The following is a 23,869-nucleotide window of genomic DNA, read 5'->3' as shown; positions in this document are numbered from 1 at the left end:
TCCCGCAGCGCACCCACCCCGTCCGCCGGGCAGTCAGCTCCGGCTGGTTCAGCGTGTGCCCACCGCCGCGCGCACGGCCCGCCGGGCCATCGCGCAGTCGTCGTGCAGACGGCGCAGCAGCAGTCGCTGCTCCTCGCCGGACGACAGCACCCCCTGCCGGGCCTGGCCACCCCCGGCGGGCGCGCCCTCGCGCATGGCACGCTGGACAGCCGTCTCGTACGTACGGATCTCCCGGGTCAGCACGATCATGAGGTTGACCAGGAAGGCGTCGCGGGCAGCGGCGCCCGCCGCCTGCGCCAGCTGGCTGATCTGGCGCCGCGCGACGGGTGCGTCACCGAGCACGGCCCAGAGCGTCGCCAGGTCGTATCCCGGCAGATACCAGCCCGCGTGCTCCCAGTCGACCAGCACCGGGCCGGTGGGCGGCAGCAGGATGTTCGAGAGCAGAGCGTCGCCATGACAGAACTGCCCCATGCCCTGGCGGCCGCCCGCATGGGACAGACCGTGCAGGAGTTTCTGGAGGTCCCCCAGATCACGATCGGTGAACAGGCCCAACTCGTGGTAGCGGGCGATGCGTGAGGCGTAGTCCAGCGGCGCGTCGAACAGACCGGCCGGTGGCCGCCACGCGTTGACCCCGCTGACCGCTCCGAGAACGGCCCTCAGGTCCGCGCGGGGCGGTGCCTCCGCCGGGTGCCTCGTCAGTGCCGCGACGCGGCCGGGCATCCGCTCGATCACCAGGGTGCAGTTCTCCGGGTCCGCGGCGATGAGACGCGGGACCCGGACAGGTGGGCGGTGCCTGACGAAGGCCCGGTATGCCGCTATTTCGTGCCTGAACCGCTCCGTCCACGCGGGGGAGTGATCGAGTAAACACTTGGCCACCGCGGTCGCGCGGCCCGTGGTGCCCACGATGAGCACGGAGCGTCCGCTGCGGCGTAGCACCTGGACCGGGTTGAACTCCGGACAGATGCGGTGCACCGAGGCAATGGCCATCCGCAGCTGCGCGCCCTGTGCGCCGGACAGGTCGAGTCTTCCACTGAGGGGTTGGGTGCCCGGCCCCGCAGCCCGCCGGGTCCGACCCGTGGCGGACGCCGGTGACGCTGCGCGGGGGGCGAGATACGGCCCGCCGCCGGCCCCCACGGGGCGGAGCGGCCGGGGCGGGGCGGACACGGAGGACGATGCTGTGTACATGAGCGAGACAGATCCCTTCGTGCGCCGACAAGTTGCGTGCGCCGCCCCGGCCGGCGGCCGTTCGGCACCCTGGGGAGTACCTAGGGCTGCCGGGCGGGGTGGCGCTTTCCTACCTGACACCGGCGCGCGGGTGGCACAACATCTGGCGCCCCCTGGCGAACCCTGGCGAATATTCGCCCGGCATCCGCCCGGGGGCTAGGGTCAAGTCAGCCGAGAACCTGGGGGCTTGAAGTGACCGGAGAACCCAACACCCGTCTATCGGACCTGTTCGGCCTGGCCGGCTGGTCCAAGGGCGAACTCGCGAGAATGGTGAACAGGCAGGCGGCGGCCATGGGCCACCTCCAACTGGCCACCGACACCTCGCGGGTCCGGCGCTGGATCGACATGGGGGAGTCCCCCCGCGACCCGGTGCCCGAGGTGCTGGCAGCACTGTTCACCGAGCGGCTCGGCCGTGTCGTGACCATCGAGGACCTCGGGTTCGGCCGACGCGGGCGTGTGGGGAAGCGGCGAAAAGCCGGGACGGAAGACAATCCCGACGGTTTGCCGTGGGCGCCCGAACGGACGGCAGCGGTCCTCACCGAATTCACGGGAATGGACCTCATGCTCAACCGACGCGGCTTGGTGGGCGCGGGCACCGCGCTCGCCGCCGGCTCAGCTCTCACCGGCGCCATGCACGACTGGCTGCACTCCGAGCCCGCTCCGGCCCGGGGATCCCGCCTCAACGACCCTCTGTACGCCGACAACGCCGGCTTCGACCTCTACGAGGCCGCCCCCGTCGGATCCGAGGAGATCGAGGCCCTCGAGCGCTCGGTAGAGGTGTTCCGGGCCTGGGACGCCTCCAGAGGCGGCGGACTCCAGCGCAAGGCCGTCGTGGGCCAGCTCAACGAAGTGGGCGGCATGCTCGCCTACCACCACCCCGAGCACCTGCAGCGCCGTCTCTGGGGCGTGGCCGCCAACCTCGCGGTGCTCGCCGGCTGGATGTCCCACGATGTCGGCCTCGAGCCCACCGCCCAGAAGTACTTCGTGATCGCCGCCCATGCGGCGCGTGAGGGCGGTGACCGTCCACGTGCGGGGGAGGCGCTCTCGCGCGCGGCCCGCCAGATGGTCCACCTGGGCCGGCCGGACGAGGCCCTGGACCTGATGAAGCTCGCCAAGTCCGGTTCCGGGGAGGAGACCCTGCCGCGCACCCGGGCGATGCTGCACACCATCGAGGCCTGGGCGCAGGCGTCGATGGGGCGAGGTCAGGCCATGCGTCGCACCCTCGGCGAGGCCGAGGACCTCTTCGTCTCGGACAAAGGAGATATTCCGCCGCCCAGTTGGATGCAGATGTTCGACGAAGCGGACATGCACGGTATGCAGGCCCTGGCTTTCCGTACGCTGGCCGAACACGACCCGGGTGCGGCCTCCACCGCTCAGCGCCACGCCAAGCGGGCACTCGATCTGCGTGTGAACGGCCGCCAGCGGTCCAAGATCTTCGACTACATCTCACTCGCCTCGGCGTGCTTCATCGCCGACGACCCGGAGCAGGCGGACCGCTACGCACGGCTCGCCCTGGTGTCGATGGGGGAGACATCCTCCCATCGGACCTGGGACCGGCTGCGCGAGATGTACCGGCTCACCGGACAGTTCGCGGGCTACGCCACGATCGAGGACCTGCGCCAGGAGATCGAAAGCGCTCTGCCTCCACGCGCGTCGAGCAGGAAGGCCAACGGCTCCCGGATCTGAACCGGGAGCGTCACCGACGAACCCTTGACGACATCGGTCAGGGCCGACGCCGGGGTCTGCGGCGTCAGAGGCCACGTATCCTCATGTGACCACGCAGCCGGCCCCCTGTTGCAACCAGGGCTCGCCACGACGTGACCGGGACGCCCCTCACTCCTCCACGCGGGCCACCAACAAGCAGGAGTCTGCGCCTTGTCGATCGGCTCCGAACTCCTCGAGCACGGTGCGCACGCAGTCCTTTGCCGTGCGGGCCCGCGCGAACCGAGGCGCCAGTCCCAGCAGCATGTCCGGGCCGGCGCCCTGGCGGCTCCGCCGCGTGAGTCCGTCAGTGTGCAGTACGAGCACGTCGCCCGGCAGCAGGGCCACTTGGTCCTGCTCGTAAGCGACTCCGGAGGCCGCCCCCAGCAGCACCCCGTCGGGTGCGGGCAGGGGGTGCCCCACTCCGTTGCGGAACAGCAGCGGCGCTGGGTGCCCCGCCTGCGCCCAGACGAGCGTGCCTGTCTGCGGATCGAAGCGGCAGCACACGGCGCTGCCCAGGGTGGGCTGGGCCGAGGACTCGATCAGCTGGTTCAGGTGGCCCATCGCCGCCCCTGGGCCCACGCCTGCCACGGCCATGCCGCGCAGCGCGCCGAGCAGCATCGCCATGGCCGAAGTGGCGGGAATCCCATGGCCCGTGAGGTCGCCGACCGTGAGCAGTGTCTTCCCGTCCGGGAGCGGCAGTGCGTCGTACCAGTCACCGCCGATCAGGTCACTCGACCCCGAAGGCAGACAGTGGGTGGCGACGTCCAGGCCGCTCGTGCCACCGCCCCGATTCGGCGGCGAGTCGCGCCACGGGGGAAGGACTGCCTCCCGTAGTTCGGCCGCCATCCGGTGTTCGGTCCGGGCCGTTTCCTCCTGGCGCCGCAACGTGTCCCGTGTTCTGCCCATGATGTGCTGGCTGCGCCGAAGCCTGCTGACATCCCGCAGAACCGCCCACATGGAGGCCGTGCAGCCGTCCCCGTCGAGCACGGGTTCGCCCATCATGTGCAGGGTGCGCATACCGCCGTCGGGCAGCAGGATCCGGAATTCGCCGTCTATCGGCCTGCCGTCCACCAGGCAGTCGGTCACCATCGAGGTCAGTAGGGGCTGGTCCTCCGCCAGGAGCACGGAGGGCAGTTCGTCCAGTGACAGTGCTCCCGCCCCCGGGGGACGGCCGAAGATCCTGTACAGCTCGTCGGACCAGCTGACCTCGTCGGTCAGCAGGTTCCACTCCGCGCTGCCCACTCTGCTCAGGAGCGAGCCCGTGGGCGGCTCTGCAGGATCCGCCGAGGTGGCCTCTCCCGTCGGCTCCTCGGTCGTGGCGTGCGGGATGCCGTCCCGTAGCTGCCCCAGATGCTCGCCGAGGTCGTCCAGCTGATGGACGGCGAGTTCACAGAGCGCCCGCTGCCAGCGCAGCTGGGGATCGTCGTCGTCGATCACGGAGGTGTCGCGCCGCACGGCGTCCACGTCGCCGCGGAGCAGCCGGGTCCGGTTGATCAGGGCGTCGACGGCATCCCGCTCGGGCGGCTGAGGGGCGGGGCGGTCCGCAAACAGATGGGACGGCATCTGGCACTCCGATACAGGCGGTACGGCCGGTTCGTGGGGGTGGACCGAATACGACTGTCGCACAGGCCGGAAGACCCCGTAAGGGCTTTGGCCACACTCGACGCGTTCTTGCTTCCGGCATATGCCGTCGGCTGGGTAAACTGCCGAGGCACCCGAACACCCTTGCGCTTGCGGGGGAGTTGACGCAAGTCATCCGGCGTGCACCGCGCGGTCCTACGCCCGCGCGCGTGGCTCGTCACGGCTCGCTTCCGCCAGGAGTAGGAGGCGTATGCGTAGTCGGTCCGCAGCTCCGATCGAAGCGCGGGTCGATGAGGTGTTCGGCATTGCGATCGTGCGTTCGGCGCCTGCCATGGCCCGGTCTCACCTCTCCAGCCGTCGGTGCGTTGACCAGCGGCCCGGTGTCCAGGGGGTGGGAATGGTGACGGTCCCGCGCGTGTTGGTAGGACCAGAGATGAAAACGACACTCGTTGCCATGACGGTGGCGAGGTCGCAATCCCGTCTGGAGGCCCCATGTCGCGCAGTGAGACCAGGCCCGTCGTCCTGCTCCGGTCCACGGCCGGAACCGGCCACACCTACGTGACGCGCAAGAACCGGCGCAGCCATCCCGACCGGCTGGAACTGCGGAAGTTCGACCCGGCGGCACGGCGGCACGTCATGTTCCGCGAGGCCCGCTGACCATCGTCGGTGTCGCGCGCCCGGCCCCGGAGGCAGCGGCCCGGCCTGCGCGGTGATGGTGTGGATCACAGGGTGGGGTGAGTTGACGGGAATGGTCGCGGGTGGTTTATCGTTCACCTATACGTGGGAGTGAGCGGCCTGAGCCCGTCGGCCGTGGTCCGCTCCCCGCACCTGAGCCGCCCCGGCTGGATTCCCCCGATCCGGCCGGGGCTCCCCCTTTTTTCCGGGGGCGTCACATGCCGGAAAGCCGCGCGGCCTGTGCCAGGACAACCCGTGCTCACATGGTCCGGGTGAGATCCGCCGCGTAGTGCTCGATGGAGGGACGGTACCGCTGTACGCCGGGACTGTCGCTCGTCGTTGCCACCAGGCGCAGCAGAAGCTGCATGGCCTCGTGGTGCTCACCCGTGTTGAACAGCGCCATGGACAGGAAGGTGCGCAGCGCTCCGTCGTCCGGGAACTCCGACACGCCTCGCCGGAGCGTCTCGACCGACTGTCCGAACCGGCCCAGGACACGGTAGGTGCTGCCGAGTCCCAGGAGAGCTCCTCGGCGGTCCTCATCCGTGAGGCCGTCGGCCTGCAGGGACCGTTCGTAGTAAGGCACCGCTTCTGCCTCCAGGCCGAGCACGTCGTGGACCCAAGCGGTCTGGTAGGCGACGTCGACCGCCCCCGGAAACGCCGCGGTGAGGGAGAGAAGGCGTTCTCTGGCCTGTTCGGGATGGCCCTGTTCCCGCAGCCGGACGGCCTCCGCCAGTAGTTCGTCCTTCTTCTGTGCGCTCATGACCACATGGTCGCACCCGGCAGGGGGGTGTGGCCGCGAAGGTTGGGGGCATCAGTTCCGCCATGACAGCAGAGGCGAATGCCGGAGTAAGGCGTAAGAGCATGGGACGGCTGCTGTTGCGCGCAGCCGTGTTGGTCGCGGCTTTCCTTGCGCTCGTTGCGTTTTCCGTGGTCCTGGCGAAGGTGACGCTCACCCCGTCGCCTGCGTCGGAGGACCTGGTCACGTCCAATCTGAAGCCGGGGCGGTCTCTGCGACAGTACGCCGAGGACTACACGTTCCTCGCCGCCTGCAAGCAGGCGGGCGGCAACATCCTGCTCGGTACACCCTTCGGTGTACTGCTGCCCATTCTGGTCCCACGTCGGCTCCGCATGCTCCGGATGACCTTGCTGACCGTGCTGGTCATGGCGGTCGTCGAGCTGACCCAGGGCGCGCTCGTTGCGGGGCGGGCCTTCGACATCGACGACGTCATTCTCAACACGTCCGGCGCGCTGCTGGGATACGCGCTGGTGGGACGACGGATCAGCCACCGCTATCACACCCTCGCGGACGGTCCGCCGCCGGCGGACACGGCGAAGCCGGGCGCGGAGACGAAGACCGGGAGCAAGGTCAGGTCTGCTGCCAAGGCGAAGCCCGCGGCGACGACGAAGCGTGCGGCCACGACGAAACCTTCCACGACGGCGAAGGCCGGTACCAGGACGAAGCCCGCGGCCACGACGAAGGCCGGCGCCAGGGCGAAGCCCTCCGCCACGTCGAAGACCGCCGTCAAGCCGAATCCCGGCAGCGGGTCCAAGTCTGATCCCGCGCGCCGGAGCGCGTCCGCGCCGGTGACTCGCGGACGCGCCCTGTTCGACAAGCTGCGCAGTCGTCGGGAGGGCCCGGGCGACGGAGCGCCCGGAGCCCGCCGAGGCGGAGCCTAGAGCGCCGGGTAGGCGTTCTTCATGAGCTCCTGGAACTGGGCGGAGAACCACTTCCCGGAGACCGGGGCGTCGCCCAGCGCCCCGGACATGTTGTTGTTGTTGCGTGCGTTACCGGTGTACGTGGGGTCGCACATCCGGTCGAACCCCTTGCCCTCGTTGTTGGGGATCTCCTTGCTGGAACCGTCCGACTCCCCCGGGGGCTTCATCCAGACGTAGGCGTCGATGCCGGCTTCCGGGGCCGCCTTCGGCCGCTCGCCGAGGCCGGCTCCGGACTGGTTGCACCAGTTGCCCAGGTGAATGCGCCGGTCGTAACGCCCGCCGTCGACGTACGTGTCCACGCTCGTGGAGGCGCCCGGGCCGCTCGGCCTGTTCGCACCGCCCCAGCCGTTGCGCGAGGTGTCGATGAGCATCCCGATGCCGGAGTTGAAGCCGACCGAGACCAGTTCGTTGCGGAAAGCCTGGGCGAAGGACAGCTCGTCCGTGTAGCGGTTCCAGTCGACCCACTTGGACTGCCTCACCGAGGTGCCGTTCACAGCGTCGTCGATGTCGAAGTTCTCCTCCTTCAGGGCGCTGTAGTTGGCCGTGTTGGTGATGAAGCCCTGCACGTCGTTGACGGTCGCACCCTCGGCGGTCGCGGCCTGGTGGAAGATGTCGGCGGAGGCGCCGAAGTTGTCGTCCCAGCCGATCCAGCCGTGGTGGCCGGCGTCGATGTAGTTGTAGACGTTCGGCGCGTCGCCGAGCTTGTTGAGCGCGTAGCCGACGCCCTTGACGTAGTTGCCGTTGGCCTTCATCACGTCACAGGCGGGTGTGGCGGTGGGGCGGCCGCCCGCGTTGGTCACCAGGTTCGGCAGGGAGTCGATCTCGACGGTGGTGACGATGCGCAGACCCGCGTACTTCGAATCCGCCAGAATGGCCGCGATCGGGTCGATGTACTCGCTCTTGTACCGGCCGATCTCGGTCGGGCCGAGCTCGCCGTTGGAGGCGAGGGCCGCACAGTCACGTCCGGGCAGGTTGTAGATGACGAGCTGGACGACGAGTTCGCCGGAGCCCTTCTGGGTCAGCGCCTCGTCCAGGTGGTCGCGCAGGCCCATCCCGCCGTTGGCACCCTCGATGGCGGCGATGCGGTCGAGCCACACACCCGTCGGCTGGCCGGCGATCCGGCTGCCGCCCGCCTCGGCGGCGGCGTTGGCCGACCACTCCGGGTTCACGTACACCTTGGCGCCCTGGTACGGGTTGTCGGCCTTGGCGCCGGCGGGCGGGTCGGTGGGCGGGTCGGTCGGGTCCGGCGGGTCGGTCGGGCCCGTCGTGTCACCGTTGCAGGTGACGCCGTTCAGCTTGAAGGTCGCGGGTACGGCGCTGTTGCCGTTGCCCGACGCGTTGAAGCCGAAGGACGCCGAAGCGCCCGTGGCGAGAGCTCCGTTGTAGGAGAGGTTCTTCGCGGTGACGGCGGCACCGCTCTGGGAGACCGCGGCGTTCCAGCCCTGGCTGATCTTCTCGCTGCCGGCGAACGACCACTCCAGCTGCCAGGCGGACACGGCGGCACCCGTGTTCGTGACGCTCACCGCGGCGGTGAGCCCGCCGTTCCACTGATTCTGGATCTTGTAGTCGACGGTGCAGCCGGCCGCCGCTGCGGCGGAGGCTCCGAAGGGCGCCGCCGCGGCGGCGGAGCCCGCGGCTGCGGCGACAAGTACGCCCGCGGCTATGAGCGCCATTCGGGATCGGTGAAGGGTGGTGCGGCTCGTGCGGCTCATGCGAATTCCGTTTCCTCAGCTGTCGAGGGCGCGCAGACGATCGCGCAGCCCGATTCCGTACGGGGTGGGGATACCGTTCGTAGTCGCTGATCAAGGACGGGGCCCTTGAGTGGTCCCCGGTGCTCGAGGTGCGTCCGAGCGAGGCGTTCCTGGTCGTCGAACCCCTGCGAGACCCGGCCGGCGAGGCCGGTGGGACAGGTGTCCAGCCGATCTCGCCTGCGGCGAGGGGGACGTCGGCGCGACCGGTGCGAGCGGGATGCTCTCGCGGACCTCGTCGGCACGGGTGGTGCGGTCGTGGAGCTGCCGTACGCCGGTGGGCGGTTCAGGGGCCCCGCCGTCCCGGTGGCCGATGCCGTCGGCGTGCGCATCGGAGCGGTCGGCGAGATCACCGGCGGGCTGACCCCAGGTCCCTCGCCCGGCTGTTGGGTCTCGCCGGCCGGGCACCTGCTCCGGATGATGGTGGTCCGTCTTGTCCGCGGATCGCGGATTCATGCTGTTCGGGCCAGGCGATTACTCCTCGTTCGGGGGCGCAGGACGATCCGCCGGACCGGTGGAGCCGGTCGGATCCGTGGTGCGGAGTGTGCTGTCGAGCCTGGAGACCTCTGGCGCGGGTCCCGTTCGGCCCCGGAGGCCAGGAAGCGCTCCGCGGGGCCCGCACCGTTCGAACGTGTCCCGTTCGGGCCCTCGCCGGCCGCGCTGCCCGCCCTTCGGGAGTCGCCGTGCCTCTCAGGCGCGGTGCTGTTCTCCACCGTGCCCCGAGGGCGGATCCGGAGACCGTGACCATGGCGGCGGCCGTGCTGTGAGCCATGCCGGGACTGCTCCGGGGAGCAGCGTGAACACGTGTGACAAGTGCGGGATCTGACACATGAGCGACTCCTAGCAGATCGGGCGTGCCCCCTACGGCACGTCGACTGGTGGAACCGCTCCCACTGGTGTGGCTTGACGGTAGAGCGTCAACTGGTGTCGGTCAACATGCCAGTTGGCATCTCTTGTCATCGAAATAATTCGACTCTTCAAGTCTCTTGACTCCTTTTTTCCTCATCCTCATGCTGGGAGCGCTCCCACTGGTTCAAGGCTTGTGCTCAACCCCGCACACCCTCATGTCGCCGAGCCGCGAGGAGGTACTGCGCATGCCATCAGGACGCGCACGAAGAGCATGGTTACCGGGGAGACCCGGTAGGACCGGAGCCGGAAGACGGCGCCTGTGGACCGCCCTCGTGGCCGCACTGGCCCTCCCCCTGGGAATGACAGCCGCAGGCGGCACGCCGGCCCAGGCCGCCGCCGTCCAATGCAGCGTCGACTACAGGGCCAACGACTGGGGCTCGGGCTTCAGTACCGAACTCACCGTCACCAACAGGAGCTCCGCCGCGATCGACGGCTGGACCCTGACCTACGCCTACACCGGCAGCCAGCAGCTCACCAACGGCTGGAACGGGACCTGGTCCCAGTCGGGCAGGAACGTCACCGTCAAGAACGCAGCCTGGAACGGCTCCATCGCCGCCGGTGCGGCCGTCACGACGGGTGCGCAGTTCGCCTACAGCGGCACCAACACCGCGCCGACCACCTTCGCGGTCAACGGCACGGCATGCGTGGGCGCCCATCAGCCCCCCATCGTCGTCCTCACCAGTCCGGCGGCGGGTGCCGTCTTCTCCGCGGGAGACCCTGTGTCCCTGGCCGCCACCGCGGCCGCCGCGGACGGGGCGGGGATCAGCAAGGTCGAGTTCTACGACGACACGAAGCTGCTCGGCACGGACACGACCTCCCCGTACGCCTACAACGCCACAGGGCTGTCCGCCGGCGCCCACTCGGTGTACGCCAGGGCATACGACAGTCTCGGCGCCTCCGCCGAGTCACCACCTGCGGGCATCACTGTCGCGGCCGGACCGGCCGTCGTCGCCGCTCCGGCCCAACTGGGCGTTCAGCAGGGAAAGTCGGGGACATTCGACGTCTCGCTGTCCACCGCACCGGCGTCTTCGGTCACCGCCAAGGTCGCGCGCAGCGCGGGTAACTCCGGTCTGAGTGTCACGGGTGGTGTGAGCCTCACCTTCACCCCGGCGAACTGGTCCACGCCCCAGAAGGTCACCGTCTCGGCCGACGCAACCGGGACGGGAGCCGCCACCTTCACCGTCACCGCCCCCGGCCACAGCAAGTCCGAGGTCACCGTCACCCAGCTCGCCGGGGCGAAGGACTACGACGCCCGCTTCCTCGACCTCTACGGGAAGATCACCGACCCCGCGAACGGCTACTTCTCCTCGGAGGGCATCCCCTACCACTCCGTCGAGACCCTGATCGTCGAAGCTCCCGACCAGGGGCACGAGACGACGTCGGAGGCATACAGCTACCTGATCTGGCTGCAGGCGATGTACGGGAAGATCACGGGGGACTGGACGAAGTTCAACGGCGCGTGGGACACCATGGAGAAGTACATGATCCCCACGCACGCCGACCAGCCCACGAACTCCTTCTACAACGCGTCGAAGCCGGCCACCTACGCGCCCGAGCACGACACGCCGAACGAGTACCCGGCCGTCCTCGACGGATCCGCGTCCTCCGGCTCGGACCCGATCGCCTCCGAGCTGAAGAGTGCGTACGGCACGGACGACATCTACGGGATGCACTGGATCCAGGACGTCGACAACGTCTACGGATACGGCAACACGCCAGGGAAGTGCGCCGCCGGTCCCACGGAGACCGGGCCCTCCTACATCAACACCTTCCAGCGCGGTTCACAGGAGTCGGTCTGGGAGACCGTCACCCACCCGACCTGCGACAACTTCACCTACGGTGGGAAGAACGGCTACCTGGACCTGTTCACCGGGGACGCCTCCTACGCCAAACAGTGGAAGTTCACCAACGCTCCTGACGCCGACGCCCGTGCCGTACAGGCCGCCTACTGGGCCGATGCGTGGGCCAAGGAACAGGGCAAGGCGGGCGAGGTCTCGGCGACCGTCGGCAAGGCCGCGAAGATGGGCGACTATCTCCGCTACTCCATGTTCGACAAGTACTTCAAGAAGGTCGGCAACTGCGTGGGGCCGACCACCTGCCCGGCCGGCAGCGGCAAGGACAGTGCGCACTACCTGATGTCCTGGTACTACGCCTGGGGCGGTGCCACCGACACCTCGGCCGGCTGGTCCTGGCGCATCGGATCGAGTCACGCACACGGCGGCTACCAGAACCCGATGGCGGCCTACGCGCTGAGCTCCGTCGCCGACCTGAAGCCCAAGTCGGCGACGGGTCAGCAGGACTGGGCCAAGAGCCTGGACCGGCAGATGGAGTTCTACCAGTGGCTCCAGTCCGACGAGGGCGCCATCGCGGGCGGTGCGACCAACAGTTGGAAGGGCAGCTACGCCCAGCCTCCGGCCGGAACGCCGACGTTCCACGGCATGTACTACGACGAGAAGCCCGTCTACCACGACCCGCCCTCCAACCAGTGGTTCGGCTTCCAGGCATGGTCCATGGAACGGGTCGCCGAGTACTACCACGAGTCGGGCGACGCCCAGGCCAAGGCCGTACTCGACAAGTGGGTCGACTGGGCCCTGTCCGAGACGACCATCAACCCGGACGGCACCTATCTCATGCCGTCCACCCTCAAGTGGTCGGGGGCGCCCGACACCTGGAACGAGTCGAACCCCGGGGCGAACTCCGGACTCCACGTCACGGTCGCCGACTACACCAACGACGTCGGTGTGGCCGGTGCCTATGCCAGGACGCTGACCTACTACGCCGCCAAGTCCGGTGACGCCGAGGCGAAGGACACGGCCGAGGGACTGCTCGACGGCATGTGGAGCCACTACCAGGACGACGCGGGGGTCGCGGTTCCCGAAACCCGCGCCGACTACAACAGGTTCGACGACCCGGTGTACGTCCCGAACGGCTGGACGGGCGCGATGCCCAACGGTGACACGGTCGACAACGACTCGACGTTCCTCTCCATCCGCTCGTTCTACAAGGACGACCCGAACTGGCCCAAGGTGCAGGCGTATCTGGACGGCGGCGCCGCCCCGGTCTTCACCTACCACCGGTTCTGGGCGCAGACCGATGTCGCACTGGCTCTGGGGGCGTATGCCGATCTGCTGGAGTGAGTGACCGCAGCACCCGGAGACCCGGCCGCCGGCCCTCAGCCGGCGGCCGGGAGCCGTCTACCCGCCAGGGCCTCGCGCGCACCGGCCGAACGGAGGCATGATCATGCGATGACATGGACAGCTCCTGAAGTCACCCGCCCCACCGGATCGCTCACCGGGGACGAGCGCGAGACGCTCACCGGTTTCCTGGCGTTCTACCGCAGCACGCTTCTGCGGAAGTGCGTGGGTCTGACAGGCCGGCAGTTGGCCGAGCAGACCGTCGCCCCGTCCAACCTCTCTCTGCTGGGCCTCGTACGGCACATGGCCAAAGTGGAACGCATCTGGTTCCGAGAGGGGCTCCAAGGCCTGTCCATGCCCCCGATGTACAACCCGGAGAAGGGCAAGGACGCGGACTTCGAGGACTACTCACCCGACCGCGCGTCCGACGACTACGCCCGTCTCATCGAGGAGATACGCCTTGCCGACGAGGCGGTCGCGGGCGCCTCGCTCGACGACACCTTCACCCACCGCGGCTCGCTCTACTCGCTGCGCACGGTGCACGTACACATGATCGCCGAGTACGCCCGGCACGTCGGTCACGCCGACCTGCTGAGGGAGCGGCTGGACGGCACCACCGGCGCCTGACCGCTCCAAAGGGCCTCTTCGGTAACGGATTTGACGCAACCGGGCCCTGGACGGACTGAAAGCCGCGGGCCGGGTCACATGGAAGGTATGACGTCCACTGACGTAAGGACAGACAGCGCCGGGGATCCCGGCCGCGGCAGCACGCAGCCCCGCCGCTCCCGCACGCGAGGGTGCCTGCCCTTCGCCGGGGTGTGCGCCGCGGCGCTGGTGCTGCTGCTCCTGGGCAGCAAGCTCAGCCTGCTGCCGGGTTTCGGCGACCTCTTCGGTGAGAAGACCACGGACCGCTCGGGCCCCGCGGTGCTCAAGTCCATCCAGGACATGAGCGCGTACGAGGCCGCCGCCGGGAACTTCCAGGTGGTCGTCGACCTGGAGAAGGACGCCAAGTACCTGCCCGACGCCATCCGGGGAACCCGGACCCTGTACGTCGGTGCCGGTACCGTCGGCGCCTCCGTCGACCTCGGCAAGGTCGGCGCCGGGGGAGTGACCGTCAACGACGAACGCACCACGGCCGAACTCGTGCTGCCCCACGCGGTGCTGGGCAAGCCCGCTTTGGACCCGGACCGCTCCTACGCCGTCTCCAAGCAGCGGGGGATCCTCGACCGGCTCGGTGACTTCTTCTCCGACAACCCCGGCAGCGAACAGGCGGTCAACAAGGTGGCCGCGAAGCACATCGGGGACGCCGCGAAGGAGAGCGGCCTCACGAAGCGGGCGGAGAAGAACACCGCCTCCATGCTCCAGGGCCTGCTCGGCTCACTCGGATTCGAGAAGGTCACCGTCCGCTACGCCGACCAGCCCGGCTGACCCGCCTTCACCGGCCCGGCGGCCCCTGAGCCACACTCACCGGAGCGAACGGTCACCCAACGACCGTCAGGAACCCGGGAGTGATGACCATGACCACCGCAACCACCGAGCGCTTCAGGTCCGCCGTCGAAAAGGGGGACCCGGCGGCGCTGGAGGAACTGTTCACCGAGGACGTCCGGCTCTTCAGCCCGGTGAAGTTCACGCCCTTCGAGGGCAGGACGGCGGTGCTCGCTCTCTTCGGGGTGCTCATGCGCACGTTCGAGGACTTCCGCTACGTCGGACACTTCGAGGGTGAGGCGTCCACCAGCGCGGAGGACGCCCAGGAACTTTCGGAAATTTTGCTGTTCAGGGCCAAGGTCAACGGCAAGGACATCCACGGGATCGACCTGCTCCAGTTCGGTCCGGACGGCCGGATCAAGGAGTTCACCGTGATGGTGCGCCCGATGTCCGCCGTCCAGGCCCTGGGAGAGGCCGTCCTGCAGGGGCTGGCCGCCGACGGCCTCGTGCCGGACGGCTCGGCTCACTGAGGCGACGGTGCCCGGCCAGGGTTCTCCCGGCCGGGCACCGGACGGCACGGGGCGGGTCCGAGCAGCCCGGCGGGGCGAGTTCGACGCGTTCTTCCCCGCCCCCGGGGCGCCGGGCAGCGGCTCAACGGCAGACGGCCCGGCACCCGGACGCGGCGTGCGCGTACCCCTGCGACAGCCGGCCCGACCCGGACGGCTTGCGTCTTTGCCGAAACGGCAATTTCTCTTGGCCGGTGTGACCGCGGCGCCGAATGATGGTCACCCGGACCGGTCACAAGAGCCCGAGGAGACACATGCCGCAGCCCGCCCCCGCGCCCTCAGCAACCCCTTCCGTAACCGTTCCCGGGGCGGTCCACCGGCTGGTGGACGTCCCCGGCGGCCGGATCCACCTTCTGGAACAGGGGACCGGTCCTCTCGTCCTCATGATCCACGGCTTCCCCGAGACCTCGTACTCCTGGCGGCACCAGCTCTCCGCCCTCGCCGCGGCGGGTTTCCGTGCAGTCGCCGTCGATGTGCGCGGCTACGGGCGCTCGTTCGCACCCGGCCCCGTGGACGCCTACCGGATGACTGCCCTGGTTTCGGACAACGTCGGAGTCGTGCACGCCCTGGGGGAGGAGACCGCCACCGTCATCGGCCACGACTGGGGCTCGCCCATCGCAGCCAACAGCGTGCTGATGCGGCCCGACGTGTTCACGTCCGTGGCCATGCTCAGCGTTCCCTACGCCCCGTGGAACGCGATCCGTCCCACGGAAGGGTTCGCCGCCATCGGCGGGAGCGAAGAGTTCTACGTCAGCTACTTCCAGCAGCCCGGCCGCGCCGAGGCGGAGATCGAACCCGACGTACGCGGGTGGCTGGCCGGCTTCTACACCTCACTGTCCGGCGACACGATGCCGCCGCCGGGCGCGGCCAGCCCCTTCTTCGTCCCCGCCGGGGCAGCGATGCGGGACCGCTTCACCGGCGGTGCCCTGCCGTCGTGGCTCACGGAGACGGAGCTGGACGTCCACAGCGCCGAGCTCGAGAGGACCGGTGCGACCGGCCCGCTCAACCGCTACAGGAACGTCGACCGCGACTGGGAGGACCTGTCCGTCTGGGACGGCGCCCGCCTCACCTGCCCCGCCCTGTTCATCGGCGGTGCCCTCGACTCCTCCACGGTCTGGATGGCCGACGCCATCGCCGACTATCCCACCACGCTTCCGGGCCTCGTCTCCTCGCACATCCTGGACGGCTGCGGGCACTGGATCCAGCAGGAACGCCCGGAGGAGGTCAACGAACTGCTGACGAAATGGCTGCACACCGTGCACCCGTGACGGCCGCGTGTCGCAGTCGGAGCCCCGTCCACGGACCCGCGATGGTGGTCGTATGAACAGCGCAGGCATTCTCGCCGATGCGTTCGAACGCATCCACGAAGCGGTGCACGCCGCAGTCGACGGGCTTCCGTCCGAGGACCTCAACGCCAGGCTGGACGACGACGCGAATTCCGTCGCCTGGCTCGTGTGGCACCTCACGCGTGTCCAGGACGACCACATCGCCGACGCGGCGGGGACGGAGCAGCTCTGGTTCGCCGAGGACTGGGCATCCCGCTTCGAGCTCCCCCTCGAGAAGGGCTCGACAGGCTACGGCCACAGCAGCGCGCAGGTGGGGTCCGTGCAGGTGGCGTCGGCCGACCTGCTCCTGGGCTACTTCGACGCCGTGCACGAGCACACCCTCGCCTTCGTCCGGGGGCTCGAAGGCCCGGCCCTCGACCGCGTCGTGGACGACGCCTGGTCGCCGCCGGTGACCCTCGGTGTGCGGCTGGTCAGCGTCATCGCCGACGACCTGCAGCACGCCGGGCAGGCGGCGTTCGTCCGCGGCGCGCTGGAGCGCCGCTAGAGGGTCCGGGACGCGACTCCGGTACGCGCGTAGTGGCCCGGACTCGTGCCGACCACCCGCTTGAAATGCCGGGAGAAGTGGGACTGGTCGTAGAACCCGACCGAGGCGGCGACCTCCGGCGAGCGCATCCCGCCGAGCAGCAGGCGCCGGGCCAGATCGACGCGTCGCGCTGTCAGGTACTGGTGCGGGGCCATGCCGAACTCCCGGCTGAAGGCCCGTACCAGGTGGGTGTGATGGGTGTGCAGCCGCTCCGCCGCATCGCGGAGCGGCAGCCCTTCCACGAAGCGCTCGTCGAGCAGATCCCGGAGGGCGTACGCCACCCTGCGGTCGGGCACCTGCGGGGCGACGGGCTCGCCGCTCAGATGCCCGGCGAGACGCTCGGAGACGAGAGCGAGACGGCTCTGCGCCTCCAGCTCGTCCCCGGGCAGCTCGAGCGTCCGGTGGAGTTGGTCGACACGGTGGCGCAGCCGGGGATCCCGCAGAACGGGCCGGTCGACCGCGCGCCCGACGAGATCCGCGTCGATCTGTGCGGTGTTCAGATAGAGGACACGCTTGCGGAAACCTCCCGGAGTCGCCGCGTCACCGTTGTGCGGGATGTGCGGAGGCAGCAGCGTCACCACAGAGCTGGGCGCGCCGTGCTCGTGGCGGTCCAGGTCGTAGCGGACCATTCCCTCGTCGACGATGAGCAGCGTCCAGGCGTCATGCGTGTGCATGGGGTACGCGTGGTCGGCGAAGCGCGCGTGGAAGACCTCGTCGATCCCCTCGACGCGCGGACGCCACGCGGTGATGTCCGGACGTGCACCCATGGACGAAGCGTACAAGAGCGTCACCGGCCCCCGGGGGCGTGCAAACTTCGTACAAGACCGCAGGCGGGCGGGCTCGGCAGACTCCTGGACATGACCGACGACAACGCACCCGTACGCTTCGACACCAAGATCGCCGTGCTGCTCCGTGACGACCTCGAGACCTGGCAGCGCCTCAACGTCACCGCCTTCCTCGTGAGCGGTCTGGGAACGCGGGTGCCCGAGGTGATCGGCGAGCCGTACGCCGACGCCGACGACACCCCGTACCTGCCCATGTTCCGGCAGCCGGTCCTCGTGTTCAACGGCTCCAAGGAGCTTCTGACGACCGCGCACGGCAGGGCGGTCGGCAGGGGCGCGACCCTGGCAGTCTTCACCTCCGACCTCTTCGCGACCGGACATGACAAGGCCAACCGGGCAGCGGTCCGGGCGGCGCGCGGGGATGGGATGGACCTGGTGGGCCTGGCGGTGTACGGGCCGCGGAACGCGGTGGACAAGATCCTCAAGGGTGCGGCGATGCACCCCTGACCCGCTTCCCGGCGTCATCGCACAGATACTCACGGGCACACCCGTGCGGGTGATGGTTCTCGGTGCCATACTCAGGAACAAGACCGCTTGACAGGCTTGTCACCGTCCCGAAAGGCGACGCGTCATGAACTGGGCATCGTGGACCACCCTCGGTGTCTTCGCGGGAACCGGCGGAGTGCGCACCGAAGAAGTAGGTGTCGTGAGCGGTGATCTGACCGTGCACACGACTTGGACCGAGAAGCAGGCCGAGGTCGCCGTTCAGTACAGCGGTGCCTCGGACTGGTTCACATTGGCCGGCAGTCCGGTGCCGTGCCCCTCGGAGGAAGAAAGCAGATCCCTGCATCAGAGCGTCGTCGAGGCGGTACGCGCCGGCGGCGGAGCCACGGTTCCGGCTCCGCACACCATGGCGTGACCGCCCGGGCGGTGCGGCAGTCGTTCAGTCTGCCGCGAAGCGTTTGACATACCGCCGCTGCCAAGGTGTCTCCACGGCCTTGGGGTGATAGTTCCGGCGGACGTAGGAGACCGCTTGCTCCGCCGGAACGCCGTCCAGCACGGCCAGGCAGGCCAGTGCCGTACCGGTCCGGCCCCGGCCGCCTCCGCACGCCACCTCGACCCGCCCGTCCGGTGCCAGGCTCCACGCCTGCTTCAGCGCGGAACGCGCCGCATCCCTGTCGGTGGGCAGACGGAAGTCGGGCCAGCGCAGCCACCGCGACTCCCAGGCCACCGGCGGTGGCGGGCTGCCCAGAAGGTGGAGCGTGAAGGTGGGCTCGGGCCCCGCGGGGAGCGGGCGCCGCAGACCGCGGCCACGGATCAGTCGCCCCGACGGCAGTCGCAGTACGCCCTCAGCCGCCGGCTTCCAGGTCTCCGTCACCTCATTCCTTCCCGTCGAGGTCCTGGGACAGGAGGCCGGCCAGCTCCTCGACCGCAACCGGCGCGCCTTCGCCCACGGCCGACAGCACCAGCAGGTCGCCGTGCTGAGCCGCCAGGGCGAGTACCGACAGCATGCTCCGCGCGTCGACCGGGGCGCTGCCCTCACGTCCGACAGTGACGGTGACCGGCTGACGCATGGCGGCCTGGACGAAGAGCGAGGCGGGACGGGCGTGCAGCCCGCTGCGGGAGCCGACGGAAACGGTGCGCTGGTACACGGGTCACTCCTGGGTCATTGGGGGATCTGCGGTTCGGGGAGGGACCGGGCTCAGGCGGCCACGGCGACGCGGGACCCGTCGTCGGCGGGGGCATCGGAGTCCGGGGTGCGTCGCATGCCCTTGAGCGCGACGACCAGGGCGGTGGACACCGCGGTGCCGACGGCGATCGCGAGCAGGTAGAGGAACGGCTCACCGATGAGCGGGACGACGAACACGCCGCCGTGCGGGGCGCGGAGCGTACAGCCGAACGCCATGGACAGCGCGCCGGTGACCGCCCCTCCGGCCATCACGGAGGGGATCACCCGAAGGGGATCCGCCGCCGCGAAGGGAATCGCGCCCTCGGTGATGAACGAGGCGCCCAGGACCCACGCCGCCCGTCCGTTCTCCCGCTCGGTCCGGGTGAACAGGCTGCGGCGCAGAGTCGTGGCGAGGGCCATCGCCAGCGGCGGGACCATACCGGCAGCCATCACGGCGGCCATGACCTTGAGGCTGCCGGGCGTCGGATCGGCCAGACCGCCGACGGCGAAGGCGTACGCCACCTTGTTCAGCGGGCCGCCCATGTCGAAGCACATCATCAGCCCGAGGACGATGCCGAGGATGACCGCGTTGGAGCCCGAGAGCCCGTTCAGCCAGTCGGTGAGGGCGTTCTGGAGGGACGCGATCGGCTTGCCGACCACGATGAACATCAGGAAGCCCACCGCGATCGACGCGAGCAGGGGGATCACCAGCACCGGCATGATGCCGCGCAGTGTGGGATGCACCTTCACCCGCTGGATCGCCATCACCGCCGCGCCGGCGAGCAGACCCGCGACCAGGCCACCGAGGAAGCCCGCGTCGACGGTGAGCGCTATGGCGCCGCCGACGAAACCGGGGACGAGCGCCGGACGGTCCGCCATCCCGTAGGCGATGTACCCCGCCAGCACCGGGACCAGGAAGCCGAAGGCGGCGGTCCCGATCTGGTTGAGCAGAGCGGCCCAACTGGCCGCCTCCCCCCAGACGAAGTGGTCGGCCACCGACTTCGCGCTCGCGATCTCGTAGCCCCCGATGGCGAACGAGAGGGCGATGAGCAGGCCTCCGGCCGCGACGAACGGCACCATGTAGCTGACGCCGGACATCAGATACGTCCGCAGCCGGACACCGAAGTGTCCGGACGCCACCGCTGAACCGCCCGCGCCGGCACCCGGTCCGTCGCGCTCGTCGGAGAAGCTGCTGGTCTCTCCCCGCTCGGCCTTGCGCCGGGCCTCGGCGATGAGCTCGGCCGGCCGGTTGATGCCGGCCTTCACACCGGTGTCGACCACCGGCTTGCCGCCGAACCGTGCCTTCTCGCGTACGTCGACGTCGTGCGCCCAGATGACCGCGTCCGCCGCCGCGATCACCGCCGGATCCAGCCGTTCGAAGCCGGCCGAGCCCTGCGTCTCGACGTGCAGCTCGACACCCTGCGCGCGTGCCGCAGCCTCCAGCGACTCCGCGGCCATGTAGGTGTGCGCGATGCCGGTCGGACAGGAGGTGACGGCGACGACACGGAACGGCTCTGCCGCCCCCACCTCCGCGGTGCGCTCCTCCGGCTCCGGAACCGATTCGGGAGCCTCCTCCCCGCGGATCAGCGCCGCGGCGACCGCGGGATCGCCCTCGGCCCGCAGCGCACCGGTGAAACCGGGCTCCATGAGCCGCCGCGCCAGGCTCGAGAGAATGGTCAGGTGGTCGTCGTCCGCGCCCGCGGGCGCGGCTATCAGGAAGACGAGGTCCGCGGGGCCGTCGGCAGCGCCGAAGTCGATGCCCCTCGCGCTGCGGCCGAAGGCCAGCGTCGGCGCGGCGACATGCTCGCTCCGGCAGTGCGGAATACCGATGCCGCCGTCCAGCCCGGTCGGCATCTGCGCCTCACGGGCCGCCACATCGGCGAGAAAGCCGTCGAGGTCGGTGACGCGGCCGGCCTCGACCATCAGTCCGGCCAGTGAACGGGCGGCCGCGCTCTTCGTCTCGGCGGACAGGTCGAGATCGACCAGTTCCGCGGTGATCAGCTCACTCATCGCGGTGCTCCTTGCTCGTGGACCGCCCTGGGGACGGCGCGGGGGACGGGGGCGTCGTACGGCTGAACAGGGTTACGACGGTCATGGGGCCTGCTCCGTGAGGGGCAGGTCCACGGGGATGGTGCCGGTGGTGATCACTGATGCCGGATCGAGGTCGGCGGGCGTCGGCATGGCGCTTCCCGGCAGCTGCACGGCGGCGGCGCCGTGAGCCACGGCGGCGGACAACGCCGCCCGGCCCGTGCCTCCTGCGGAGAGAAACCCCGCGAGCGAGGCGTCGCCCGCGCCGACATCGCTGCGGACGGCGTCGACGCGCGCACCTGCGAAACAGGCTCCGGACTCCTCCACCAGCAGTTGTCCGACGGCACCCAGGCTGGCGAGCACCGAGCGTGCCCCGAGCCCGCACAGCTCCTGTGCGGCCTTGAGCGCGTCACCGACCGTCGCGAGCGGACGGCCCACGGCCTCGGCGAGCTCCTGCGTGTTCGGCTTGATCACGTCGGGCCGCTCGCGCAACGCGGCGACGAGCGCGGCGCCGGAGGTGTCGAGAGCGATCCGTACGCCCGCTCGGTGGCTGCCGGCGACGAGTTCGGCGTACCACTGCGGCGGCAGCCCACGCGGCAGGCTTCCGCAGCAGGCGATCCAGTCCGCTCCCGCCGACCGTGCCCGGACGGTGTCCAGCAGACGCTCGGCCTCGGCAGCGGTGATCTCGGGCCCGGCGGCATTGACCTTGGTGAGTGTGCCGTCGGGTTCGACGAGGGTGACGTTGACACGGGTGCTGCCGGCGATGGGTACCCCGGCGGCCTCGATGCCGTGTTCTCCGAGCAACTGCGCAAGCAACGCGCCCTCCGGGCCGCCCAGAGGCGCGACGGCCACGGTGCGGTGCCCGGCCGCGGCGACCGCGCGGGAGACGTTGACTCCCTTGCCGCCGGGATCGACGCGGTCGGCAGCGGCCCGCAGAACGGCGCCCCGGCTGAGTCCCGGCAGTTCGTACGTGCGGTCCAGGCTCGGATTGGGAGTGACGGTCAGGATCATGCGCGTACCACTTCCGTGCCCAGGCCCTCGATGGCCCGGGCGTCCTCGGGGCTCAGCCCCGTATCGGTGATCAGCAGGTCGACGTGGGAGAGATCGCCGAAGCGCGCGAAGTGCTCCTGGCCGAACTTGCCCGAGTCGGCGAGGAGCACCACCCTGCGGGCGGCCGCGATCACCGCCCGTTTCACCGCTGCCTCGGCCAGATCAGGGGTGGTCAGGCCGCCCGTGGGAGAGAAACCGTTCGTGGCGAGGAAGACGACATCGGCGTTGATCTCCGCGTAGGCGCTCAGAGCCCACGCGTCGACCGCTGCGCGGGTACGGTGGCGCACCCTGCCGCCGACCAGATGCAGCGCGATCGCCGGATGATCGCAGAGGCGTGCGGCCACCGGCAGGGCGTGGGTGACCACGGTGAGGTTCGAGTCGATGGGAACGGCTGCCGACAGCCTGACGGTCGTCGTCCCCGCGTCGATGATGACGTTGCCCTCCGCCGGGAGTTCACTCAGGGCGGCGGCGGCGATGCGCTCCTTCTCGTCGGCCGCCACGGTGTCGCGCTCGGCGAGATCCGGCTCGAAACCGAGCGGCCCGGCAGGAATCGCCCCGCCGTGCACCCTGCGGAGGAGCCCCGCGCGGTCAAGGGTCTTGAGGTCGCGACGTACCGTCTCGGCGGTCACCTGGAAATGCTCGGCCAGGGACAGTACGTCGACGCGCCCGCTCTCGCCGGCGATGCGCAGGATTTCCTGCTGCCGCTCCGGTGCGTACATGTGGTTACGTATCCGTTTCGTGCCCGAGTCTGTTGATTCACCGGCAGACTACGGTTGCGCGTCCGGAAAGTAAACACATTCGGGCGTGCGATGGGCATGAACGGACTTCGGTGCAGGCGCGTTGCGCGCCGGAAGGCCTCAGCCGGTGCCGCTGGACGGCTTCCCCGGCGCGAGCGGCCGCACGAGAAGCGGTGCCCCCAGGACCTGATGACCACCGCTCGCCTGCATCCGGACTTCACCCCGCTCGCTGATCTCGGCCCGCACGATGCCGGTCTCGTCCTCGTAGACCGGATAACCACCGGCGCCGGAGCGTGCTGTGAGGTGTACGACGACCACGTCGTCCTCGGCGCCGCCGGCCTGGAATATGAGTTCGTACGCTTCCGGGTAATCCATCATCGACCTCCCGACCGGGCGGCAGGAGCCGCTCGCCCGTCACGTCCATTGTTTCCCACCGGACCCCCCGGCGCTTCGTGGGCGGAGCCGGATGACCGTCAGTGATTGCGGATGCGGAATGGGTGGGGCGGGGCGACCATCATCTGCAAGGGATCGGACGCGTGCTGTCGGCTTCGCACGGCCGCCCGTGATGCCGGGCGCCAGCGCCGGCGCGATCGGACTTCGTCGGCGCGGGGCCCACGGGCTCCCGGCCGCCCCGTGGAGAGGAACTGCCGTGCTGATGGCCAATCCCGCAACGCTGCGGAATCTCGTCAAGCGCTACGAGAATCTGCGGAGCACCCATGCACGGCTGCGCACGTGCGAGAGCAGCCGTCAACTCGAGGACATCTCCTACACCCTCTGCGTCACGACCGGAACCAGGACCGTGCCCGACGCCCTGGCCGCCGCAGCGGCGCAGTTGCGCAGCGTCCCGTCGGCGGGATCGCTAGGCGCCGCGCCGGGTCCGGCCGAGGTGCAGCTGACCGCCTGACGCAGCACTCTCCAGTGAAGGGGCGCCGGTTCCGCGGGACCGGCGCCCCTTCACCCGTGTGGGCGGCCGCCGCGGGCGGGCTGCGCGACACGCCGAATGGGCGGACGCCGCCATCGAACGGGTGACACCCGCCGGTCGGACAACATGA

General features: G+C 69.9%; 23 protein-coding genes. 12 read left to right on the top strand and 11 right to left on the bottom strand.

Features of this window, described 5'->3' with window-relative positions:
* Nucleotides 1-48: 48 nt before the first annotated feature.
* On the bottom strand, nt 49-1,185 hold the full coding sequence (locus tag ABZ441_RS03450) for an aminoglycoside phosphotransferase family protein (RefSeq protein ID WP_358967723.1): 1,137 nt from the start codon (nt 1,183-1,185) through the stop codon (nt 49-51).
* A 231-nt stretch (nt 1,186-1,416) separates the two neighbouring features.
* On the opposite strand from ABZ441_RS03450, the gene ABZ441_RS03445 reads away from it, so the two are divergent.
* Complete coding sequence (locus ABZ441_RS03445) at nt 1,417-2,910, top strand: hypothetical protein (RefSeq protein ID WP_358967720.1); 1,494 nt, start codon at nt 1,417-1,419, stop codon at nt 2,908-2,910.
* A 147-nt stretch (nt 2,911-3,057) separates the two neighbouring features.
* On the opposite strand, the gene ABZ441_RS03440 is transcribed toward ABZ441_RS03445, so the two are convergent.
* Nucleotides 3,058-4,491, bottom strand: coding sequence for a SpoIIE family protein phosphatase (locus ABZ441_RS03440; RefSeq protein ID WP_358967717.1), 1,434 nt, complete (start codon nt 4,489-4,491; stop codon nt 3,058-3,060).
* Between the two features lie 510 nt (nt 4,492-5,001).
* Here ABZ441_RS03440 and rpmG point away from each other — a divergent pair.
* Nucleotides 5,002-5,166 carry a 50S ribosomal protein L33 gene (gene rpmG, locus ABZ441_RS03435; protein ID WP_358967714.1) on the top strand — a complete coding sequence of 55 codons (165 nt, stop codon included), beginning with the start codon at nt 5,002-5,004 and terminating at the stop codon, nt 5,164-5,166.
* 277 nt (nt 5,167-5,443) lie between these two features.
* Here rpmG and ABZ441_RS03430 read toward each other — a convergent pair whose 3' ends face one another.
* Complete coding sequence (locus tag ABZ441_RS03430; RefSeq protein ID WP_358967711.1) at nt 5,444-5,944, bottom strand: tetratricopeptide repeat protein; 501 nt, start codon at nt 5,942-5,944, stop codon at nt 5,444-5,446.
* Between the two features lie 62 nt (nt 5,945-6,006).
* On the opposite strand from ABZ441_RS03430, the gene ABZ441_RS03425 reads away from it, so the two are divergent.
* Nucleotides 6,007-6,861, top strand: coding sequence for a VanZ family protein (locus ABZ441_RS03425; protein WP_358967708.1), 855 nt, complete (start codon nt 6,007-6,009; stop codon nt 6,859-6,861).
* On the opposite strand, the gene ABZ441_RS03420 is transcribed toward ABZ441_RS03425, so the two are convergent.
* Nucleotides 6,858-8,612 (bottom strand): glycoside hydrolase family 6 protein, encoded by a 1,755-nt coding sequence (locus ABZ441_RS03420; RefSeq protein ID WP_358967705.1) that lies wholly within the window; start codon nt 8,610-8,612, stop codon nt 6,858-6,860. The two genes, ABZ441_RS03425 and ABZ441_RS03420, sit on opposite strands and share 4 nt — an antisense overlap.
* 1,244 nt (nt 8,613-9,856) lie before the next feature.
* Between ABZ441_RS03420 and ABZ441_RS03415 the strand changes: the two genes are divergently transcribed.
* The 6 genes from ABZ441_RS03415 (at nt 9,857) to ABZ441_RS03390 (ending at nt 16,512) form a co-directional block, all read left to right on the top strand.
* On the top strand, nt 9,857-12,694 hold the full coding sequence (locus ABZ441_RS03415; protein ID WP_358968193.1) for a glycoside hydrolase family 48 protein: 2,838 nt from the start codon (nt 9,857-9,859) through the stop codon (nt 12,692-12,694).
* A 108-nt stretch (nt 12,695-12,802) separates the two neighbouring features.
* Nucleotides 12,803-13,318, top strand: coding sequence for a DinB family protein (locus tag ABZ441_RS03410; protein ID WP_358967702.1), 516 nt, complete (start codon nt 12,803-12,805; stop codon nt 13,316-13,318).
* Nucleotides 13,319-13,405: 87 nt separating this feature from the next.
* Nucleotides 13,406-14,119, top strand: a complete 714-nt coding sequence (locus ABZ441_RS03405; RefSeq protein ID WP_358967699.1) for a DUF4230 domain-containing protein — start codon at nt 13,406-13,408, stop codon at nt 14,117-14,119.
* Between the two features lie 89 nt (nt 14,120-14,208).
* Complete coding sequence (locus tag ABZ441_RS03400; protein ID WP_358967696.1) at nt 14,209-14,646, top strand: nuclear transport factor 2 family protein; 438 nt, start codon at nt 14,209-14,211, stop codon at nt 14,644-14,646.
* Nucleotides 14,647-14,936: 290 nt separating this feature from the next.
* On the top strand, nt 14,937-15,950 hold the full coding sequence (locus tag ABZ441_RS03395) for an alpha/beta hydrolase (protein WP_358967692.1): 1,014 nt from the start codon (nt 14,937-14,939) through the stop codon (nt 15,948-15,950).
* Nucleotides 15,951-16,002: 52 nt separating this feature from the next.
* A complete protein-coding gene (locus ABZ441_RS03390) occupies nt 16,003-16,512 on the top strand; it encodes a DUF664 domain-containing protein (RefSeq protein WP_358967690.1) in 510 nt (169 codons plus the stop codon).
* Here ABZ441_RS03390 and ABZ441_RS03385 read toward each other — a convergent pair.
* Entirely contained in the window at nt 16,509-17,318 is an 810-nt protein-coding gene (locus tag ABZ441_RS03385) for an AraC family transcriptional regulator (RefSeq protein ID WP_358967687.1), read from the bottom strand. The genes ABZ441_RS03390 and ABZ441_RS03385 overlap by 4 nt on opposite strands.
* 90 nt (nt 17,319-17,408) lie before the next feature.
* Between ABZ441_RS03385 and ABZ441_RS03380 the strand changes: the two genes are divergently transcribed.
* Both ABZ441_RS03380 and ABZ441_RS03375 read left to right on the top strand, forming a co-directional pair.
* A complete protein-coding gene (locus ABZ441_RS03380; protein WP_358967685.1) occupies nt 17,409-17,840 on the top strand; it encodes a DUF2000 domain-containing protein in 432 nt (143 codons plus the stop codon).
* 124 nt (nt 17,841-17,964) lie between these two features.
* The gene (locus ABZ441_RS03375) at nt 17,965-18,252 is read left to right on the top strand and encodes a hypothetical protein (RefSeq protein WP_358967683.1); all 288 of its coding nucleotides are present in this window, start codon (nt 17,965-17,967) and stop codon (nt 18,250-18,252) included.
* Between the two features lie 24 nt (nt 18,253-18,276).
* Here ABZ441_RS03375 and ABZ441_RS03370 read toward each other — a convergent pair whose 3' ends face one another.
* From ABZ441_RS03370 to ABZ441_RS03345, 6 genes are all read right to left on the bottom strand, one after another.
* Nucleotides 18,277-18,711, bottom strand: coding sequence for a protein-tyrosine phosphatase family protein (locus ABZ441_RS03370; RefSeq protein ID WP_358967680.1), 435 nt, complete (start codon nt 18,709-18,711; stop codon nt 18,277-18,279).
* A gap of 1 nt (nt 18,712) precedes the next feature.
* On the bottom strand, nt 18,713-18,985 hold the full coding sequence (locus tag ABZ441_RS03365; RefSeq protein ID WP_358967677.1) for an HPr family phosphocarrier protein: 273 nt from the start codon (nt 18,983-18,985) through the stop codon (nt 18,713-18,715).
* A 50-nt stretch (nt 18,986-19,035) separates the two neighbouring features.
* On the bottom strand, nt 19,036-21,012 hold the full coding sequence (locus ABZ441_RS03360) for a fructose-specific PTS transporter subunit EIIC (protein ID WP_358967675.1): 1,977 nt from the start codon (nt 21,010-21,012) through the stop codon (nt 19,036-19,038).
* Nucleotides 21,013-21,093: 81 nt separating this feature from the next.
* The gene (pfkB, locus tag ABZ441_RS03355; RefSeq protein ID WP_358967672.1) at nt 21,094-22,041 is read right to left on the bottom strand and encodes a 1-phosphofructokinase; all 948 of its coding nucleotides are present in this window, start codon (nt 22,039-22,041) and stop codon (nt 21,094-21,096) included.
* A complete protein-coding gene (locus tag ABZ441_RS03350; RefSeq protein ID WP_358967669.1) occupies nt 22,038-22,799 on the bottom strand; it encodes a DeoR/GlpR family DNA-binding transcription regulator in 762 nt (253 codons plus the stop codon). The genes pfkB and ABZ441_RS03350 overlap by 4 nt, the downstream gene beginning before the upstream one ends.
* 138 nt (nt 22,800-22,937) lie before the next feature.
* Nucleotides 22,938-23,192, bottom strand: a complete 255-nt coding sequence (locus ABZ441_RS03345) for a DUF6296 family protein (RefSeq protein WP_358967666.1) — start codon at nt 23,190-23,192, stop codon at nt 22,938-22,940.
* A 274-nt stretch (nt 23,193-23,466) separates the two neighbouring features.
* On the opposite strand from ABZ441_RS03345, the gene ABZ441_RS03340 reads away from it, so the two are divergent.
* Nucleotides 23,467-23,721, top strand: coding sequence for a DUF5133 domain-containing protein (locus ABZ441_RS03340; protein ID WP_358967663.1), 255 nt, complete (start codon nt 23,467-23,469; stop codon nt 23,719-23,721).
* Nucleotides 23,722-23,869: the final 148 nt, after the last annotated feature.

Source organism: Streptomyces sp. NPDC005752 (assembly GCF_040630715.1).
Lineage (GTDB): Bacteria > Actinomycetota > Actinomycetes > Streptomycetales > Streptomycetaceae > Streptomyces.
The sequence above is the reverse complement of the archived record's forward strand: the minus strand, read 5'-3'. Positions and strand labels throughout refer to the sequence as shown.

Coding starts and splice junctions, on each gene's coding strand:
- ABZ441_RS03440 (WP_358967717.1), bottom strand. CDS start 4,491: ATGCCGTCCCATCTGTTTGCGGACCGCCCCGCCCCTCAGCCGCCCGAG.
- ABZ441_RS03450 (WP_358967723.1), bottom strand. CDS start 1,185: ATGTACACAGCATCGTCCTCCGTGTCCGCCCCGCCCCGGCCGCTCCGC.
- ABZ441_RS03420 (WP_358967705.1), bottom strand. CDS start 8,612: ATGAGCCGCACGAGCCGCACCACCCTTCACCGATCCCGAATGGCGCTC.
- ABZ441_RS03395 (WP_358967692.1), top strand. CDS start 14,937: ATGCCGCAGCCCGCCCCCGCGCCCTCAGCAACCCCTTCCGTAACCGTT.
- ABZ441_RS03390 (WP_358967690.1), top strand. CDS start 16,003: ATGAACAGCGCAGGCATTCTCGCCGATGCGTTCGAACGCATCCACGAA.
- ABZ441_RS03415 (WP_358968193.1), top strand. CDS start 9,857: ATGACAGCCGCAGGCGGCACGCCGGCCCAGGCCGCCGCCGTCCAATGC.
- ABZ441_RS03430 (WP_358967711.1), bottom strand. CDS start 5,944: ATGAGCGCACAGAAGAAGGACGAACTACTGGCGGAGGCCGTCCGGCTG.
- ABZ441_RS03360 (WP_358967675.1), bottom strand. CDS start 21,012: ATGAGTGAGCTGATCACCGCGGAACTGGTCGATCTCGACCTGTCCGCC.
- ABZ441_RS03380 (WP_358967685.1), top strand. CDS start 17,409: ATGACCGACGACAACGCACCCGTACGCTTCGACACCAAGATCGCCGTG.
- ABZ441_RS03350 (WP_358967669.1), bottom strand. CDS start 22,799: ATGTACGCACCGGAGCGGCAGCAGGAAATCCTGCGCATCGCCGGCGAG.
- ABZ441_RS03345 (WP_358967666.1), bottom strand. CDS start 23,192: ATGGATTACCCGGAAGCGTACGAACTCATATTCCAGGCCGGCGGCGCC.
- rpmG (WP_358967714.1), top strand. CDS start 5,002: ATGTCGCGCAGTGAGACCAGGCCCGTCGTCCTGCTCCGGTCCACGGCC.
- ABZ441_RS03410 (WP_358967702.1), top strand. CDS start 12,803: ATGACATGGACAGCTCCTGAAGTCACCCGCCCCACCGGATCGCTCACC.
- ABZ441_RS03400 (WP_358967696.1), top strand. CDS start 14,209: ATGACCACCGCAACCACCGAGCGCTTCAGGTCCGCCGTCGAAAAGGGG.
- ABZ441_RS03405 (WP_358967699.1), top strand. CDS start 13,406: ATGACGTCCACTGACGTAAGGACAGACAGCGCCGGGGATCCCGGCCGC.
- ABZ441_RS03375 (WP_358967683.1), top strand. CDS start 17,965: ATGAACTGGGCATCGTGGACCACCCTCGGTGTCTTCGCGGGAACCGGC.
- ABZ441_RS03385 (WP_358967687.1), bottom strand. CDS start 17,318: ATGGGTGCACGTCCGGACATCACCGCGTGGCGTCCGCGCGTCGAGGGG.
- pfkB (WP_358967672.1), bottom strand. CDS start 22,041: ATGATCCTGACCGTCACTCCCAATCCGAGCCTGGACCGCACGTACGAA.
- ABZ441_RS03425 (WP_358967708.1), top strand. CDS start 6,007: ATGACAGCAGAGGCGAATGCCGGAGTAAGGCGTAAGAGCATGGGACGG.